Source organism: Cellvibrio sp. QJXJ, from assembly GCF_024452345.1.
Classification (GTDB): Bacteria; Pseudomonadota; Gammaproteobacteria; order Pseudomonadales; family Cellvibrionaceae; genus Cellvibrio.
This window is the reverse complement of the sequence record NZ_CP101662.1, coordinates 74,316-91,735: the sequence shown is the minus strand read 5'-3', so window position 1 is coordinate 91,735 and position 17,420 is coordinate 74,316. Positions and strand designations below refer to the sequence as shown.

The 17,420-nt window shown below is 46.3% G+C and carries 12 protein-coding genes; 6 read left to right on the top strand and 6 right to left on the bottom strand.

The genetic code is table 11. The annotated features are described in order from the left end of the window. Nucleotides 1–140 precede the first annotated feature (140 nt). The 4 genes from fusA to NNX04_RS00320 all read left to right on the top strand — a co-directional run bounded on the left by fusA (nucleotide 141) and on the right by NNX04_RS00320 (nucleotide 4,836). Nucleotides 141–2,234: an elongation factor G gene (fusA, locus tag NNX04_RS00335; protein WP_261947114.1), complete on the top strand. Its 2,094-nt coding sequence runs from the start codon at nucleotides 141–143 to the stop codon at nucleotides 2,232–2,234. A 181-nt stretch (nucleotides 2,235–2,415) separates the two neighbouring features. Beyond that, nucleotides 2,416–3,255: a methylated-DNA--[protein]-cysteine S-methyltransferase gene (locus tag NNX04_RS00330; protein WP_261948382.1), complete on the top strand. Its 840-nt coding sequence runs from the start codon at nucleotides 2,416–2,418 to the stop codon at nucleotides 3,253–3,255. 15 nt (nucleotides 3,256–3,270) lie between these two features. Continuing rightward, entirely contained in the window at nucleotides 3,271–3,882 is a 612-nt protein-coding gene (locus NNX04_RS00325; protein ID WP_151058434.1) for an alpha-ketoglutarate-dependent dioxygenase AlkB family protein, read from the top strand. Nucleotides 3,883–4,098: 216 nt separating this feature from the next. After that, on the top strand, nucleotides 4,099–4,836 hold the full coding sequence (locus NNX04_RS00320) for a helix-turn-helix transcriptional regulator (protein WP_261947113.1): 738 nt from the start codon (nucleotides 4,099–4,101) through the stop codon (nucleotides 4,834–4,836). A 29-nt stretch (nucleotides 4,837–4,865) separates the two neighbouring features. Here NNX04_RS00320 and NNX04_RS00315 read toward each other — a convergent pair whose 3' ends face one another. Together NNX04_RS00315 and NNX04_RS00310 are read right to left on the bottom strand one after the other, a co-directional pair. Continuing rightward, nucleotides 4,866–5,357: a GNAT family N-acetyltransferase gene (locus NNX04_RS00315; RefSeq protein ID WP_261947112.1), complete on the bottom strand. Its 492-nt coding sequence runs from the start codon at nucleotides 5,355–5,357 to the stop codon at nucleotides 4,866–4,868. Between the two features lie 28 nt (nucleotides 5,358–5,385). Then, on the bottom strand, nucleotides 5,386–5,931 hold the full coding sequence (locus tag NNX04_RS00310; protein WP_261947111.1) for a DUF4256 domain-containing protein: 546 nt from the start codon (nucleotides 5,929–5,931) through the stop codon (nucleotides 5,386–5,388). Between the two features lie 122 nt (nucleotides 5,932–6,053). On the opposite strand from NNX04_RS00310, the gene NNX04_RS00305 reads away from it, so the two are divergent. After that, nucleotides 6,054–6,770, top strand: coding sequence for a tRNA (adenine(22)-N(1))-methyltransferase (locus tag NNX04_RS00305; RefSeq protein WP_151058442.1), 717 nt, complete (start codon nucleotides 6,054–6,056; stop codon nucleotides 6,768–6,770). Nucleotides 6,771–6,774: 4 nt separating this feature from the next. Here the strand turns inward: NNX04_RS00305 and NNX04_RS00300 are convergent, their stop codons facing one another. The 4 genes from NNX04_RS00300 to NNX04_RS00285 all read right to left on the bottom strand — a co-directional run bounded on the left by NNX04_RS00300 (nucleotide 6,775) and on the right by NNX04_RS00285 (nucleotide 15,270). Next, nucleotides 6,775–7,944 carry a DUF1624 domain-containing protein gene (locus tag NNX04_RS00300; RefSeq protein ID WP_261947110.1) on the bottom strand — a complete coding sequence of 390 codons (1,170 nt, stop codon included), beginning with the start codon at nucleotides 7,942–7,944 and terminating at the stop codon, nucleotides 6,775–6,777. Nucleotides 7,945–7,959: 15 nt separating this feature from the next. Next, complete coding sequence (locus tag NNX04_RS00295; protein WP_261947109.1) at nucleotides 7,960–10,071, bottom strand: TonB-dependent siderophore receptor; 2,112 nt, start codon at nucleotides 10,069–10,071, stop codon at nucleotides 7,960–7,962. 187 nt (nucleotides 10,072–10,258) lie between these two features. After that, nucleotides 10,259–14,647, bottom strand: a complete 4,389-nt coding sequence (locus tag NNX04_RS00290; protein ID WP_261947108.1) for a pectinesterase family protein — start codon at nucleotides 14,645–14,647, stop codon at nucleotides 10,259–10,261. 80 nt (nucleotides 14,648–14,727) lie between these two features. After that, the gene (locus tag NNX04_RS00285; protein WP_261947107.1) at nucleotides 14,728–15,270 is read right to left on the bottom strand and encodes a PEP-CTERM sorting domain-containing protein; all 543 of its coding nucleotides are present in this window, start codon (nucleotides 15,268–15,270) and stop codon (nucleotides 14,728–14,730) included. Nucleotides 15,271–15,727: 457 nt separating this feature from the next. Here NNX04_RS00285 and NNX04_RS00280 point away from each other — a divergent pair, with 457 nt between their 5' ends. Beyond that, a complete protein-coding gene (locus NNX04_RS00280) occupies nucleotides 15,728–17,386 on the top strand; it encodes a glycoside hydrolase family 43 protein (RefSeq protein WP_261947106.1) in 1,659 nt (552 codons plus the stop codon). The last annotated feature ends 34 nt before the right edge of the window (nucleotides 17,387–17,420 follow it).

Sequence of the window (17,420 nt, the reverse complement as noted above, 5' to 3'; positions counted from 1 at the left end):
CCATTATTTTTGACTCAAAATTGTAAAAGGAGCTGGTTAAGCTCCTTTTTCTTTGGGCATTTTTGGATAACTTCCTGTATATTACGCCGCTATTTTCCAACCCTGCATTTTCTAACCTTGCATAACATTAAGAGAGTCCTATGGCTGACTTATCCCTTTACAGAAACATCGGTATCTTCGCTCACGTGGACGCCGGTAAAACCACTACCACCGAGCGTATCCTCAAGCTCACTGGCCGTATCCACAAAATTGGTGAAGTTCACGAAGGTGAATCCACTACTGACTTTATGGAACAGGAAGCCGAGCGCGGTATTACCATCCAGTCAGCAGCGGTAAGCTGTTTCTGGAAAGGTCACCGCTTCAACGTTATCGATACCCCCGGACACGTTGACTTCACCGTGGAAGTGTATCGTTCTTTGAAAGTACTCGACGGTGGTATCGGCGTATTCTGTGGTTCAGGCGGCGTAGAGCCTCAGTCTGAAACCAACTGGCGCTATGCCAACGACGCCAAAGTATCGCGTCTGATTTTTGTTAACAAACTTGACCGTATCGGCGCTGACTTCCTGCGCGTTACCGATCAAGTGAAAAAAGTTCTGGGCGCCAAGCCTTTGATCATGACGTTGCCAATCGGCCGCGAAGATACCTTCGTTGGTGTTGTAGATTTGTTGACTCGCAAGGCTTATGTGTGGGATGAATCTGGCCAACCAGAAAACTACACCATTACCGACGTACCAGCCGATATGGTTGACGACGTAGAAATGTACCGCGACCAAATGGTTGAAAATGCGGTAGAAATGGACGACGACCTGTTGATGGCCTACATGGAAGGTGAACAACCTTCAGTGGAAGACATCAAACGTTGCATCCGTAAGGGTACTCGTGAACTGGCCTTCTTCCCCACTTTCTGTGGTTCAGCCTTTAAAAACAAAGGCATGCAGCTGGTACTGGATGCGGTAGTTGATTACCTTCCAGCACCACAAGAAGTTAACCCGCAACCTTTGACTGACGAAGAAGGTAATCCAAACGGTCAATTCGCCCTCGTGGATGCGAATGAGCCGTTCCGCGCGCTGGCGTTCAAAATCATGGACGACCGTTTCGGCGCCCTGACTTTCGTGCGTATCTACTCAGGCGTACTGAACAAAGGCGACACCATCCTTAACTCTTTCACTGGCAAAAGTGAACGTGTTGGCCGGATGGTTGAAATGCAAGCGAACGAGCGTACCGATCTGACCACCGCGCAAGCCGGTGACATTATTGCGCTGGTAGGCTTGAAGAACGTACAAACCGGTCACACCCTCTGTGATCCAAAGCACCCCTGTACCCTTGAACCCATGATCTTCCCTGAGCCAGTAATCTCGATTTCTGTTACTCCGAAAGACAAAGCCGGCGTAGAGAAAATGGGTATTGCGATCGGTAAGATGGTTGCAGAAGATCCTACCTTCCGCGTTGAAACGGATCAGGATTCAGGCGAAACCATCCTGAAAGGTATGGGTGAATTGCACCTGGATATTAAAGTGGACGTTCTGAAACGTACTTACGGTGTTGAGCTGATCGTTGGCCAACCACAGGTTGCCTACCGCGAAACCATTACCCGTGAGATCGAAGACAGCTACACCCACAAGAAGCAATCAGGTGGTTCTGGTCAGTACGGTAAGATCGACTACCGCATCAAGCCGGGCGAGCCAAACACCGGCTTTGTATTCAAAACCTCATGTGTTGGCGGTAGCGTTCCAAAAGAATTCTACCCAGCGATCGAAAAAGGCTTCAAGTCAATGATGGACACCGGTCCATTAGCTGGCTTCCCGGTATTGGACGTTGAAGTTGACCTGTTCGACGGTGCGTTCCACGCCGTTGACTCCTCGGCAATTGCGTTTGAAATCGCTGCAAAAGGCGCTTTCCGTCAATCTATGCCAAAAGCAGGTCCACAACTGCTTGAGCCAATCATGAAAGTTGACGTTTACGCTCCAGAAGATCACGTAGGTGATGTTATCGGCGATCTGAACCGTCGTCGTGGTATGATCTCTGGCCAAGAAGCCAACGTGACTGGCGTGCGTATCAAGGCTGACGTTCCCCTGTCAGAAATGTTTGGTTACATCAGTACCCTGCGCACCATGACCTCAGGTCGCGGTCAGTTCTCTATGGAATTCTCTCACTACTCCGCATGCCCTGCGAACGTGGCTGAAGCAGTAATTGCCAAAGAGAAAGAAAAGAAAGCTGCCGCTGCTAAAAACTAAGGTTTAAGCAAACGCAAATAAGAAGGCCCCGCCAGTGCAAATTGGCGGGGCTTTTTTATGCAGTGAATTATTGTTTTGAAAAATTAGATTGGTCGCCGCAAGATTCGGGTCGCACTAACCAACATGCTTATTCATACTAAGAGCAACCATCCGGCAAATCCCCTTGGCGAGCTTAATTGTGATGCACCAACACGATATTGATTATGCCCGTATTGCAGCGGCCATTAATTTTATTAAAGATCATTTACAGGATCAGCCATCGCTGGATGAAATTGCGACTGCAGTGGAACTAAGTCCATTCCATTTTCAAAAGCTGTTTACCGAATGGGCTGGTGTAAGCCCCAAAAAATTCATGCAATATTTGACCTTGGAATACGCCAAATCCCTGCTCAGAAACGCTGATGCCACTCTGCTTGATACAGCACATGCAACCGGGCTATCGGGCACAAGTAGACTACACGATCTATTCATTAGCCTTGAGGGAATGACACCGGGTGAATTTAAAAATGGTGGCACAGGGCTACAAATTAATTACCATTTTGCAGAAAGTCCGTTCGGGCAACTGATAGTAGCCTCTACCCACAAAGGTATCTGTCATTTGTTTTTTGTAACGGATAAACAACAAGCTATCGATAATTTAATTGCACGCTTTCCTAAAGCGTCGTTTAAGAACACAACGGATAAACTCCAACAAGATGCACTTAGCTTTTTTCAGAAAGATTGGCACCAACCGGATAAAATTAAACTCCACTTATCCGGCACCCCATTTCAACTAAAAGTATGGGAAAGTTTGCTCAAGGTTCCGATGGGAGCATTGGTAACTTATGGCACTATTGCAAAAAACATCGATAAACCCAGCGCCACCAGAGCGGTGGGTACAGCGATTGGAAGTAACCCAATCGCATTTTTAATCCCCTGCCATCGCGTGATTCAAAATACAGGGCGTTTGGGTGGATATATGTGGGGAGAGACGCGAAAATCAGCCATTATTGGCTGGGAAGCCGCACAGAAAAATAGTTAAGCGAAGAGCAGCAGTATGGATCTTTTTGAACACCTGAATAGTGAACCACACAATTTATTGCCCTACAACGGCGAGGTGTTTTACTACGGAAAAATCCTGACACAGGAACAAGCTAATTATTATTTTCACGCGCTCATGGAAAAAATAGCTTGGGAGAATGATAAGGCGATGATCATAGGCAAAGAAATTATCACCAGGCGCAAAGTGGCATGGTATGGCGATACCCCCTTCAGCTATACCTATTCCGGCACAACTAAAACCGCCCTGCCCTGGATCAATGAACTACTGGAACTCAAACAACTGGCCGAAACCGAAAGTAAAGAGTCATACAACTCCTGTCTGCTCAACTTGTATCACACTGGCGAAGAAGGTATGACATGGCACAGCGATGCTGAAATCGCCCTGAAGAAAAATGGGGCTATAGGTTCATTCAGCTTGGGCGCTGAACGAAAATTTTCTTTCAAACATAAAAAAACCAAACACCCTGTGGCAGTTATACTCGAGCACGGCAGCCTATTGGTTATGAAGGGCGAAACCCAAGCCCATTGGCTGCACAGCTTACCCACCACAAAAAAAGTATTTACACCGCGCATCAACCTCACCTTTCGCTGTATCGTCCAACCTTGACGCACTCACCTGATTGAATGCTTTCTGTTGCCGATCAGATACGCCAATTGCCTGCGCCCAACAGACCGTAATTTGTATGCAAAGCAATAATATCCAAATCGCAAACTTCTGCACGGTGAAGTACATTTGTCACCTCCTCCTTATAGAGTGATTACTGAAACTCCCATCCTATTAATAAAGGTGCCAGAATATGGCACCAAATAATGGAGGTTCAGCATGGGCAAAAATAATCGCTACTCGCAAATAGACCGCCACGATCAATTACTGGGTTTACTCCGCTCAGCAGACAGCCACAAGGTGGATGACCTCGCCATTTCACTTACAGTGAGTCGGCGCACCCTGTTACGGGATTTGAGTTTACTCAAACAGCGCGGTTTTCCCATTGAAACGGATGCGGGTCGCGGTGGCGGTGTGCGCCTGTATAAACACTGGGGAATTGGGCGTTTACAATTAAATTACCAGGAAGTGATAGACCTTCTACTTTCAATATCTATCATGGAAAAACTGAACTCACCTATTTTTCTCACCCACTTAAACAGCGTCAAAAATAAGCTCTTTGCCAGTTTCCCTACAGAACAGCAAGCGCGCATTAAAAAAGTCAGGGAGCGTTTATTGATTGGCGAACTAGCGTCTGATTTTGTTACTAGCAGTTACCAAACCATTACCAGTAACGCCACCACACAACAAATAAGCACCGCATTCTTCGAACAAAAATCGCTCTATATAGAATATTGCGATGAAAAGAAAAACCACAGCAAGCGCCGCATAGAACCGCATTATCTATTTTTGAATTGGCCCGTCTGGTACATACTGGCATGGGATACTGATAAAGATGCTTCGCGCTGTTTCAGACTGGATCGCGTTCAAAAAGCAACAGCGGAAAAAGAAGGGTTTCGCTTGAAAAAGGCGAACATATTAATGGAAGAAGCCGAGAAATATGCGAAAAAACTTTAGCGTGAGAATAATATAAATAAAGGAGATTATTAATCTCGCGGTTGCCACGCCTCATTTATTATCGCCCAACGCTCGTGATCCTTCCACTCAACCCCACCAATTCGCAAATAATTGCGAGAAAACCCCTCTTTTACAAACCCCGCTTTCGCAACTAACGCAATTGATGCAGCATTTTCCGGTTGAACATTGGCTTCCAGGCGATGTAAATTCAACACCTCAAATGCCTCTTTCAACAATAAAGCCAAGCCGCTGCGCATATGGCCTTTACCATGATGTGGATGAAATACTTCATATCCCAAATAGGCCGACTGAAAGTTGCCACGAATAATACCGGAGATATTAAAGGTACCAATAATTTCATTAGTACCACGTTTACACAAAAAATAACGACCTTCCTGCTGCAGGTAGGAGTTAAAATCGCTCGGCGCAGACACCCAAGGGTGATGGATAGATAAACTACGCGCATAAGCGAGCCTAATTTCATGTAAATCACCAAGTGCAGGCTTTCTTAAATAGACCATAAAAAACTCCTGAAAACCGTGCCCTCAATTACACCCTCAGCAAACCACGAAAACCTCTGACAGCATAATAGGACTCAGCGCCGTTATGGTAGACAAATACCTGGTTGTAACGGCGATCACAAAAAAGTGCGCCACCAAGCTCGCGGATAAACTCAGGGGTTTTCACCCAGCTCGAAGATTTCTTATCAAATTCTCCAAGCATTTGTAACTCGCGATATTGCTGTTCCGAGAGCAACTCAATACCCATAGACTCCGCCATTTCAACCGCGCTGCCATCAGGCTTGTGCTGTTTGCGCGATTCAAGTGCTTTACGGTCATAACAAATACTGCGCCGCCCAGTGGGGCTTTCTATTGAGCAATCGCAAAAAATAAATTCGCCCGTCGCATTATCACAGCCAATAACATCTGGCTCACCACCCGTGCGCTCCATTTCAAAAAGCACAGATAATTTTTCCACGTTTACCACTAATTTCGCCGCCACCGCCGCCCAATCAATCCCCACATGGCGACGAGTATTTTTCTCAAATCGAGTTTTAAGAACATGTATAAGTTCATTTATCTGTATATCTTGCATAAGCTCCCTCCAGTCGTTAACTAAGCATAATTGTTATAGTGCAATAACCGTGCAGTACAATAAAATAACATATGAAAATATTAGTAAGCCATAGATGGCAACTCATACCGGGAAACCAATAAGTGCGATTAGGCAAGCGATTAACACAAATTGAGTCCTTGGTGGGCGCAGGCTACACCCACATATGGGACTGCTGCTGCGACCATGGTTTGTTGGGCGCCGCACTGCTATCACGTCAGGCAGCAGCACATATCCATTTCGTCGATATAGTGCCTGAGTTAATGCACGAGCTGAAAAATAAATTGCAACGGTTTTTTCCCGCCGATGCCTTAACCGCGAATAAAAGTACAAATTCCCGGTGGCATATTCACTGCTTGGATGTGGCATTGCTGCCATTAGATCACGTCGTTGGTAAGCAGTTAGTAATTATTGCGGGAGTGGGCGGTGATTTAATGACTGACTTCATCGAGGCAATCTGCAAGCGTCACCCGACACTTGCAATAGATTTTTTACTCTGCCCAGTACACCATAACTTCACGCTTAGGCAGCAATTGATAAACCATGGTTTTGATTTACAACGCGAAGTATTAATAGAAGAGAACCAGCGGTTTTACGAGATTTTATTAGTCACCAGAAATCCACACAGAAAAGCACTATGTTGTCCCGTGAACCCTGTCGGCGATCAGCTGTGGCATTGCGCTGACACCGAACAAATCACTATTGTCCATCAGTATTTGCAGAAAACCATCGCCCATTATCAACGTATGCAACTGCGACCGAATGTAGATGTGCAGCATATAATTGATGCTTACAATGCAGTCAATGTGACTAGCGATTGAAACACTAAAAATACTTAACCCAGCGCCAACTGCTTTTACGCTTAAGCAACGCAAATTGTTTAGTTGGCCAATATAAAAGCACCGCGAGCACCACTGCAATTAGCCACACCCACCCCATATGCGCTACGCCAAAATAACCGCCGTGATTTTTTCCGCACAGCAATACGCACACCTCATAAATAACCAATAACACGTATAGGTGTAACAGGTAAAAGAACATGGGCGCTGCGCCATAGTGAGCGAGAAGATTACTGATTTTTTTCATTCGCCCTGCTTCTAAACAGCGCAGCAGAAAAAACATCACACCCAAGGTCAATAATAAAAAATCCAGCGAGGGTGGATATTTGGTGAGGTTTAAAAATGACATTACCGTTTGCAGCGGGTTTTGCATCACCTGCCAAGGCAAGGTTTCTCCATAACAATTGGTGACGCGCAGTAACATAAATGCCGCCAGACACACACTACCCAAGCCGATTAACTTCGTAGCACGTTGGCTGCTGGAAAAAATATGGGCGTAGAGTGGCCCCGCCAAATAGCCAAGAATAATTACACCAATCCAGGGCAATACCGGGTAACTGGCTTTGAGTCGCACTGGACCTTCAGCGATTAAAAAGTTACGGTCATGCAATATAGTCCAGAGGGAATAACCCCATTCGCCGGGAGAAAATTGTATCGGCCCGAGAGCATTGTGGCCACAGACTATTAACAATCCTAATGCGAGTAACACGTATTTGTGCCAATGGGCGATTAACCCCAGCACTACCATACTCACGCCTATGGCCCAGATAACCTGCAACCAAATAGTGTGATAGCTACCCATCCATGAAAATGTGACCAGCGTAAATTCCAGCGCAATTAAAATCAGGCCACGCGTGATTAAAAACTCGCGCACTGGCCGCTGGCCGCCATCGTTTTTGTGTTGATAAAGCCATGCCGATAAACCTGTTAAAAACACAAAGGTTGGTGCACATAAATGCGCCAACAAGCGGCTAAAAAAAAGTACCGGCGACGTTGTTTCTACATCCATGGGGTCACTAATTTGATGATGATAAAATACGCGCTCACGCACATGATCCAACAACATAATTAGCATCACCAAGCCGCGCATCGCATCGATACTATTAATACGTACAGAGAGATTCTTCGCGGCTAGCCGCCCGGTTTTATTCAGCATGGTTAACAACGTCCGTTAAAAATCGTACCGAAGGCTCACGCGCACACTGCGCGGCTCACCCGGCTGCGTCCAAAGCGGCGAATAGGAATTGAGTACATAATTTTCATCAAATAAATTATCTACCACCGCCTCCACTTGCCAGCGTGGAGTAATGGCAAAGGAACCAAATACCGACATCAATGTATAGGCAGGCAGTTGATAATTTGGGTTGACGGTATCGCCCAAACGCTCGCTGATATAGCGCACCCGCACACCAATATTGGCATCGCGATTATAAATACGCAGCTGTTGCTTAAGCATTGCGCTCACACTGTGATCCGGCACATTGGAGATCGGACTACCAGCAGGCACTAACACACCCCACTCTATATTGACTGAATCAACTGCTGTGCCTGTATCCAAATAAGTATAAGAAATTTGTGCCTCAAGGCTGTCAGTGAGTGCACCACTTACATCGATTTCAATACCGCGACTATTTACCGCACCGAGGGTTGCAGAGAAGCCGGCATTCACGGGATCAGTGGTGAGCATATTAGTTTTTTCTGCATCAAAAAGTGCGATGGTTAACGCCCAGTCCGCAAGATTTATTTTGGTACCGACTTCAATCGATTCACTCAATTCCGGCTTAAAAGCATTGCCAGCATAATTAGTGCCGCTGAGCGGCACAAAACCTTCGGAATAACTCGAATAAATCGTCATGGCGGGATTCACCACAAACACCACACCAATGCGTGGCGACACCTGGGTATCATCCGCGTGCGACACAACATTTTTTAATTGCTCATGAATTTCCTGATCATAAGTATCCACTCGCCCCCCCACAAGCGCGCGCCAGCGATCGGTTAATTCAATTTGATCTTGCAGATAAACACCAGTTGCCTGCTGGTGTTCCAAATTGGCATAAAGGGTTGCCGGTGTTCCCGCAACCGCTACTCCATACACGGGGTCATTGATATTGATTGCGTAACTGCCTTTGGCACCACGATAGCGTCCGAGCAATGTAAATAATTCGTAATCATAAGCATCGGCGCCGATTAATAAATTATGTGTCATCCCCGCCAGCGAAAGCTCACCGCTGAATTCAGCGCGTAGGGTTGTGTCTTTTGAATAATAATCGCGATAGCGACGCTGCCGCGTGAGCGTGGCATCATCGTCGTAGAGTGATTGTCGGCCTGCGGCTAATTCTGCATCCGACGAGAAACCATTTAACTCGGATTCGCGATATCCAACACCAGTGTTAAATGACCAATCGCTCGACAATTGTTGTTGATAGGTTAACTGATGCCCTGTGGATTCAATCGTCGTCGGGCCATCACCCGGCTCACCCAAATAACGGCTGCGTGGCACCGTTTTAAAATCGTTATTCAACACCACATAACCGCGATCAAATAATTGCTCCTGTTTTAAATATTCAAACTCATACAGAAGCGATGCGTCGTCATTCAGCTTATAAAGCAATGAAGGTGTGATGACCTGTTTATCGCTCGTCACGTAATCGCGGAAACTACCATAATCTTGCACGGCACCATTGACCCGCAGTGCGAGCTGATCACTAATAGCTTGTGTGTAATCGCCTTCTACACGCTGCTGCTCAAAACTACCGCGGGTTACTTTTACATAACCCTCACTCGTGAATTGCGGTTTGCGTGTGATGATATTGATAGTGCCGCCGGGTTCGGAGCGACCATAAAGGGCTGAGCCGGGACCTTTTAGAATTTCAATTTGTTCGATATTGGACACATCGCGGTGACCACTAAAACCGCGCCCGCCATTAAACCCATTAATCAAATAGCTGGAGGGCATATTTTCATTGCCGGGAAATCCGCGCAGCGAAAAACTATCCCATAAACCGCCACCATCGTTCTGACGCGCGATGCTGGCAGAGAAATCCAGTACATCCTGAAAACGCGTAAGCGCCAGATCCTGAAAGGTCGATTTTTCGATAACTTGAATTGCTTGCGGCAACTCGGCACGGGGAATATTGCCGCGATAAGCTTGGTGTTGATGAGTAACCAACACCTCCTCGATTACCTCACCGCCCCTGCTTTCTTGCCCATCTACCGCAAGAGAAAAGCCACTCCACGATAAAATAAATGCTAACAAATTGATTTTAAAAGATTTTCTCATAGCAAACAGCTTCACACACCAATAAAACGTTATAATATAACATTATCTGTATAGCATACAAATCATTCAGCTTGAGCTCACCTGATAATGAGGTACAGAGAGCCGCGCAACAGGAACAAAGCGGATCAACAAAAAAGGAGCCAATTACTGGCTCCTTTTTCGATAAGCTTGTTGTGAAGCGTAAATATTAAGGTTGGGGATTCCACCCGCTGCCATTGCCAAAATTTCTGAAAATGGCGGCGCGGCTGCTGTAATCGCTCATCACTTCCTCCTCAGTCAGCGAGTAAAAATGTGTCCACCCACTTATATCTAACGGCGAACCACTCAGTGTTTGGGTATTGAACTGACGCAACCCGGAGTTTGCCGAACCCACAACCGAAGGTGTATCGGTAAACGCATTACTTTTAATGTGCGCATCCACTTTGCAGTTAATTAACGCGATGCTGTCAAAACTGCTGCTACCACCGGTGCGCCCAATCACAGATTGCCCATCGGGAATGTTGTGCCCAAGTGGGCCGGGGCCACGAGTAAAGTTGGAGTTTAAAAACACATAACCTTTATCGTTTACCGTAGGTGTGCGCGCTTGTAGTACATACCCTCCACCACCGTTGCCACGGGAATCACCGAGTGAACGAATTTCGCTTTCTTCAAACAGCGACACACGATTACCACCCCAAATAAAATCTACATTGCCAGCAATTAATGAACGATAGAACCAGTTATAACCTTTGAGCGAAATTGTGTCCTGCTCGCTGATTAAACTGATGTATTTGCCAATCAAACGCCCTTGGTCGCTATTAAAATAAATAGTTTCCGCTTGGCCGCCCTCACCAATCAACGTGGTGTTAGTGAGCGTGAAATGTTCAAGCACTAAATTATCCACCGATTCAATTAACCAAACCGCGCGGCCACCCAAAGCGCCGTCGGCAGTGCCGGTACCACCCGCACCTGGGTTGAGTGTATTGTTATTTTTATAGCGGATTTGTACACCCTGTTGCGATTCACCGGTAATGGTCAGGTTGTTTTTATTACGCAACAATAATGGCTCTTCATAGATTCCATTTTTAATGTGGATCTGCGTTTCAGTATTGATTGAAATATTTGCCATTACATAATTCAGCGCGCCTTGCAGCGTGCTGAAATCGGCAGGTGCGTCATCATCCACAGTGATCACCGTACCGCTGGGTGCGTTTGGTTTGGTGGTAAAAATCCAACCGGCGGCTTTGCCCAAGCCATCAAACGCGAGACCACCAATCGTTGCATTAGTAATTGCACCCGGGCTGATACTCACGTAATAACTGGTGCCGTAATCCAGTGTTTTGTGGGGAGTGATATAAAGGCTGTTGCCCTCCACTTCCACCAACGGCGCATTGATGGTGCGTAAGCGGGTTGGATCTGAACCTATATAGAGTTTTTCATCCACTAACTTGATGGTATCCACCACCGAGTCATCACTGAGTTTATAAATACGAATCGAACCTGCAGATGCAAGAGTTGGCGGCGAATCAAAGGTAATGCGCAATTTTCCATCCACCTGCGATTCCACGGCATTCACCGCAGGTTGTGTTAAACCATTCAAGTTATACACAGTGGGCGATTGCACAAATTGCGGCGCAATACTGGCAGTAATACTGCGTGTTAAATTTGGTTCACTGTTACTGATAAAAGTAATAGTTGCACTACCCGCACCTACCGGCACCAAATTCACTTGATTGCCCGAGCGATTAATTGCCACCACGTTAGTATCGCTAGTCACTACCGAAAACTCATCTTCACTCAGGTCTGGTTTTTTGGCGCTTACCGTGACCACATAGGGCGCGTTGTTTACTTCACTGGCATAACTGACCGCGGCAGGAGAAATGTTTAATTGCGGCGGTTTGTCATTGGCATTACCGATTTTTATATCGTCAATTTCAAAGGATTTATTTTTGGTATACAAACCAATAACACCTTTTCCGCTATAGGTAGCGTCGGTAAAGTTGCTACCGACTTTTTCGCCATTTAAATAAATTACATGCTGATTGCCGGTCAGTTCATAACGCACGGTGTACCACTGGCCACCACAATTACTGCCACAAGAATCAAAACGAATTGCCTGCTCGATAGGAGTATTAAACCGCGTCATTTGCGTAACCACACCATTAATGCGTTTGGCATTTTCCACACGGGTGCTGGTAGTAGCATTTTGTACATTTAAACCGCCGCCGTACCAATTGTTATCATCCACATACCGCGCCAACATATACAGATGTTTGTCACTGGTGGTGCTGTTAGTGCGCGGGCGAATTTTTGCCTCGATAAAATAATCTGCCGAGGGAATGCTATTCATTACTGATTGATTAAGCAGCAACAAAACGCCACCGCTATTACTCGCAGTAAAACGTAAACTTTTATTGCCCTGCTCTTCATAGATATCAAATACACCATTGGCTTGTGGCGCGACATTATTTGCGGCAGTTTTTACATCCCAGTTAGCAGTATTTAATCCACCAGAAAAATCATCGCAAAAATAAAGGCCAGTTGCCGGGCAGCTAAACACTGTGGCAATACTGGATTGTGCGCTGCTGCTCGCAATACTGCTGGACGATGAACTCACTGGCACTATCACAGCGCTGCTTGCGCTACTGGAAGAAAGCGATGCAAGTGAAGATGAAAACTCTGCACTGGAAGCAATAGATGAACTCGATGAACTGGAAGGAACATAAACCGCCGCCTCCACGCCAGCACCAGGAATGTGTTTTACCAGGCTATACCAATAAACTTCGGCATTGCTGTACAAACCCTTTACTTCGGGATACAGCCCGTGCAAGTCAGTAAACATTTCCCAATTGTCGGCAGCACTGTGCGGATTTAATCCATTCGCTAATTCCCACGCATCCGGCATACCATCAAGGTCGGTATCCAAAGGCGCAGCTGCAGAATTTAACGTGGGGTAACCGCCAACATCATTTGGTGAATCAATAATGCCGTTGCCCGATGCACCATTAGCGCCGGTACCATTCACAACATCATTTACCACACGACTGTCGATAGCATCGCGGCGCAGACTCGCACCGGAGGATTGCACTACCAAACCAAACGCATCATCCGGCGAATGGGTATTTACCTTGGCGTGATCTGCCATCGCAAAGGCGGTGGATTGAATGATTAACTCTTTTAAACTTGCATCATCGTAACGCACACCGTCTACATTGTTGGCAGTGACTTGGGGGTTACCCTGTAAGAAATTGCCCTCCACAAAAACACGCCCAACCGGTTTTGCTACCGCACCATTTACCAGAAATTTCGGATCGAGTGTGCCTGCTGCTAACTGCGCGTTGTAATCATTCAAGGTGGCGGTGCGATCTTCTTCATACAGTGGGCGACGGCCACTCGCTAATACAATAAAATTTTTCACGCCGGACGCAACCGTCGCCGGGCCAGGTTTGTAATAGTTATTAATAAATTGCACATCGCGCCCTTCAGCGCCGTAAGGAGGATATTGCACATTGTTATAGATAACATTGTTACGAATGTCCGCTACGCCATCCACACTCGGAATCGCTTTATTCGCAGTCCATTTATCCAAAATACCATCGATGCGTGGGTTGCGACTTTTATGATGAGCCAACATATTGTGGTGAAAACTGGTATTCACACCGCCCCAGTTACCACCATAACCATGTGACCCTTTTTCATGCCCGGAATTATTTAAACTTTCGCTCACAATATTCCATTGGAAGGTCACATTGTTGCTGGCGTAAAGCGATGCAGTTTCATCTATTGCCCAACTGAAACTGCTGTGATCTACGATAATATTATTCAAATAACGCCCATCCAGCGCATCCACTTCTTGCGGCACCTGACCGGGGCGCGAGCGGATAAAACGAATCACCACATTATTAGTACCTTCTTTAATCCGTAGTGCTGCACCGCGCAACGTAATGCCATCCCCCGGCGCAGTTTGCCCGAGAATACTCACATCACCATTGACGATTTCCAAATTTTTAGTGAGCTGAATATAACCGCTTACCGCAAATAAAATAGTGCGTTTACCGCTTCTGTTTACGGCATAACGCAAAGTGCCGGGGGTATCGGTATCCGCCAAACTTGTCACGTAATAAATATCGCCGCCGCGCCCACCCGTTGTTTTTGCACCAAATCCTTCCGCACCAGGAAACGCACGCGCAATTGTATTGAGGCTATAGAAAACTTCGCCGCTCGCCTGCCAAACCAGTGATGATTGATTAAAAGGGTGACTGCGATTGTGCCTGATGGTGATGGTATCGCTACTGGTGATGGTTTGATGCGGTGTTAAGTTGCCGATTGCAACGTCGCCATCAATAATTTGAGTGCCCTGCCCCGCTGCTATTAATTTTTGCGCCGCATTTTTTAATGGCACTTCACCATTGCTCAGTGCGAGCTTAAACACATAATCGTATTCAGTACGATTGATGCGGGTTTCGCTCACTTTTATTAGCGACGTAACATTGAGATTAATGTCTTCGCTGGCGACCACTGATCCGGCAGCTGCGAGCGCAGAGCCAAACAACACCGCCCTCGCATATTGTCCTAAATAGTTACTGATATTTTTCATTAAATTTTCCTCACAGATTATTATTGCTTTTTCAAGGCTGATTAATTCTTGAAGCGTTATTCGTTTTTAAAGGGCCATAATTAAACGATGGCAGTGACTGGCTGTTTAGTTTTTCTGGTAAACGCCAGTGCCATACAGCCAAGCAATAACAGCAACACCGTGGAAGATTCAGGAACAGCCTGGGTCATAACGCGTGTTTGGCCTTTGCCAAGCGGATTAAAATCAGCGTCATAGACTAAAAAATCGAGCGCACCCGGTGCGTCAAAACCTGCGTAACTAAATGCAATTTTGAAACCGGACAGTGCATCGCCAAATGCTAGACCGGTGAATGAATAACTATCAAAAAAACCATCACCCAATAGCGCATCTGGCTGCACCACCAAACTATCCCAAGTGAAAGGGCTGGCAACAATTGTCAGATCGGCAAATAGCTCGGGGGCAAAAAATACCGTGAATTCATGAATGAATTGATCGGGCTGATCATTGTGAATCGTTAAATCCATCGTCCACAGATTGCTATCCACTTGTTCATAACGTGTATCGATCACGACCGCATTGCTCTGCATAGCCAACAAGATCACACACAGCGCGAACAGATATTTACAGGGATTATTAATAGTCATTTTCCTTACCTCAAAGTTAACGTTGTTATTAGTCGCACCGGAAATTTGAAAAAAACCTGACCCTCAAGCGCTGATTGGCCTGATTAACATGCCGGCCTACTGCTGCCGGGTTGAGGGAAACTGGCTTTTATCAGCCTGATGGTGCCATTGGGGCGGTTGATCCCTCACCTGAGGTGCGGAAACAGCCAGGTAATACCGAAAATAACCTTTGCCTAACTCAAAACTGCTTATTGTTTTTATCTCTCACCACATATGGTTAGTTAAACCATATGACATTATGGTAATTGTGACCATAATTTATATCTAGTATGCTAAGTCGAAATAGCAAAGGATTTTGTCGTCAGATTCATCAAAAGACCCGAAATAATAGAGAGGGTAACAACCAACACTTTTACATACGGATAATGTTTTTATCGGCAAAAAAAATCCCAAAGATAAAACCACAAAAGGTAAACCGATGAACAAATCGCTTATTCAGCGCCTCGCTTTTTATACCAGTTGCCTGTTAACGGCTGGCCTGCTCGGCTGCAACACAACCGCTACAAACACTCTGACCTCTGCAGCCAACTCGCCCTGGCAGGCGGATTTAGGCAATGGTTTTTACAAAAATCCGCTGATTCATGCCGATTATTCCGACCCTGATGTGATTCGGGTCGGCAAGCGCTATTACATGACCTCCTCCAGCTTTAACAACTCTCCGGGGCTGCCACTACTGCAATCGGAGGACATGGTGAATTGGGAGTTGGTGGGCCACGCCCTGCCCCAACAAGTGCCAGCCGAGGTATTTGCCAAACCACAACATGGCAAAGGCGTGTGGGCGCCCTGTTTGCGTTATCACAACAATAAATTCTGGATTTTTTACCCAGATCCGGATTTTGGTATTTACGTCATGACTGCGGAGAATTTTGCAGGCCCCTGGAGCGCACCGCATTTGTTGTTGGCAGGCAAAGGGATTATCGACCCCACCCCACTCTGGGACGAGGATGGCAATGCCTACCTGATGCATGCCTGGGCTAAAAGTCGTGCAGGCATTAACAATATGCTGACACTGCGCAAAATGTCACCCGATGGAAAAACCTTGTTGGATGACAAAGGTGAAGTGGTGATTGATGGCAATAAAATTCCCGGCTACATAACGCTGGAGGGACCAAAACTGTATAAACACAATGGCTACTACTATGTGTTTGCGCCATCAGGTGGTGTGGAGCATGGCTGGCAATCCGTATTTCGCGCAAAAAATATTAATGGCCCCTATGAACACAGAACCGTATTGGAACAGGGTTATACCTCAGTGAATGGCCCCCACCAGGGCGCTTGGGTACAAACGCCAGAAGGTAGCGATTGGTTTTTTCATTTTCAGGAACTGCGCGTCTATGGTCGCATAGTGCACTTACAACCCATGCACTGGGTAAACGATTGGCCGGTAATTGGCAAAGATGCGGATAACAACGGCACCGGCATGCCGGTACTGCGCCATAAAAAGCCCATCGCCGGAAACTTTGCGATTAAAAACCCCGCAACTACCGATGAATTTTCCAGTGAGCAACTCGGGTTTCAGTGGCAATGGAACGCTAACTGGAAAAGTGATTGGTATTCATTAAGCGCCAACAAAGGTTCCTTGCGTTTATACGCCGTAAATGATGAAGGCTACAGGCAGCAGCAAAACCTGTGGCATACACCATCACTCTTGTTACAAAAATTACCCGCCGATGAATTTGTAGTTGAAACCAAACTTGCATTGGAAAATTTAGCCGTTGGCGATACTGCCGGTTTGATTGTTTATGGTTTTGATTACCAGTGGCTTGGTATTAAAAAAACAGAAGCAGGACAAGAACTAATATTAATGAACTGCACCAACGCCGAAGCTAATTGCAAAGAAACTCTGCTATCCCGCACCACTTACAAATCAGCGAAAATTTACTTGCGTATGACGCTTGAGCGCGGTGGTATAGTGCAATTTTCCTACGGGGAAACTGCTAACTCCATAAAAAATATAGGCGAAACCTTTACCGCCATCCGCGGCCGCTGGGTAGGTGCACAAATGGGCCTGTTTACCTTAGGAAAAGCTAAGAGCTCGTTTGTGGATGTGGATTATTTCAGGGTGAAAGCGTTGTAGGGCTGATGGCGCAACAAGATGCGTAGATTTTTAT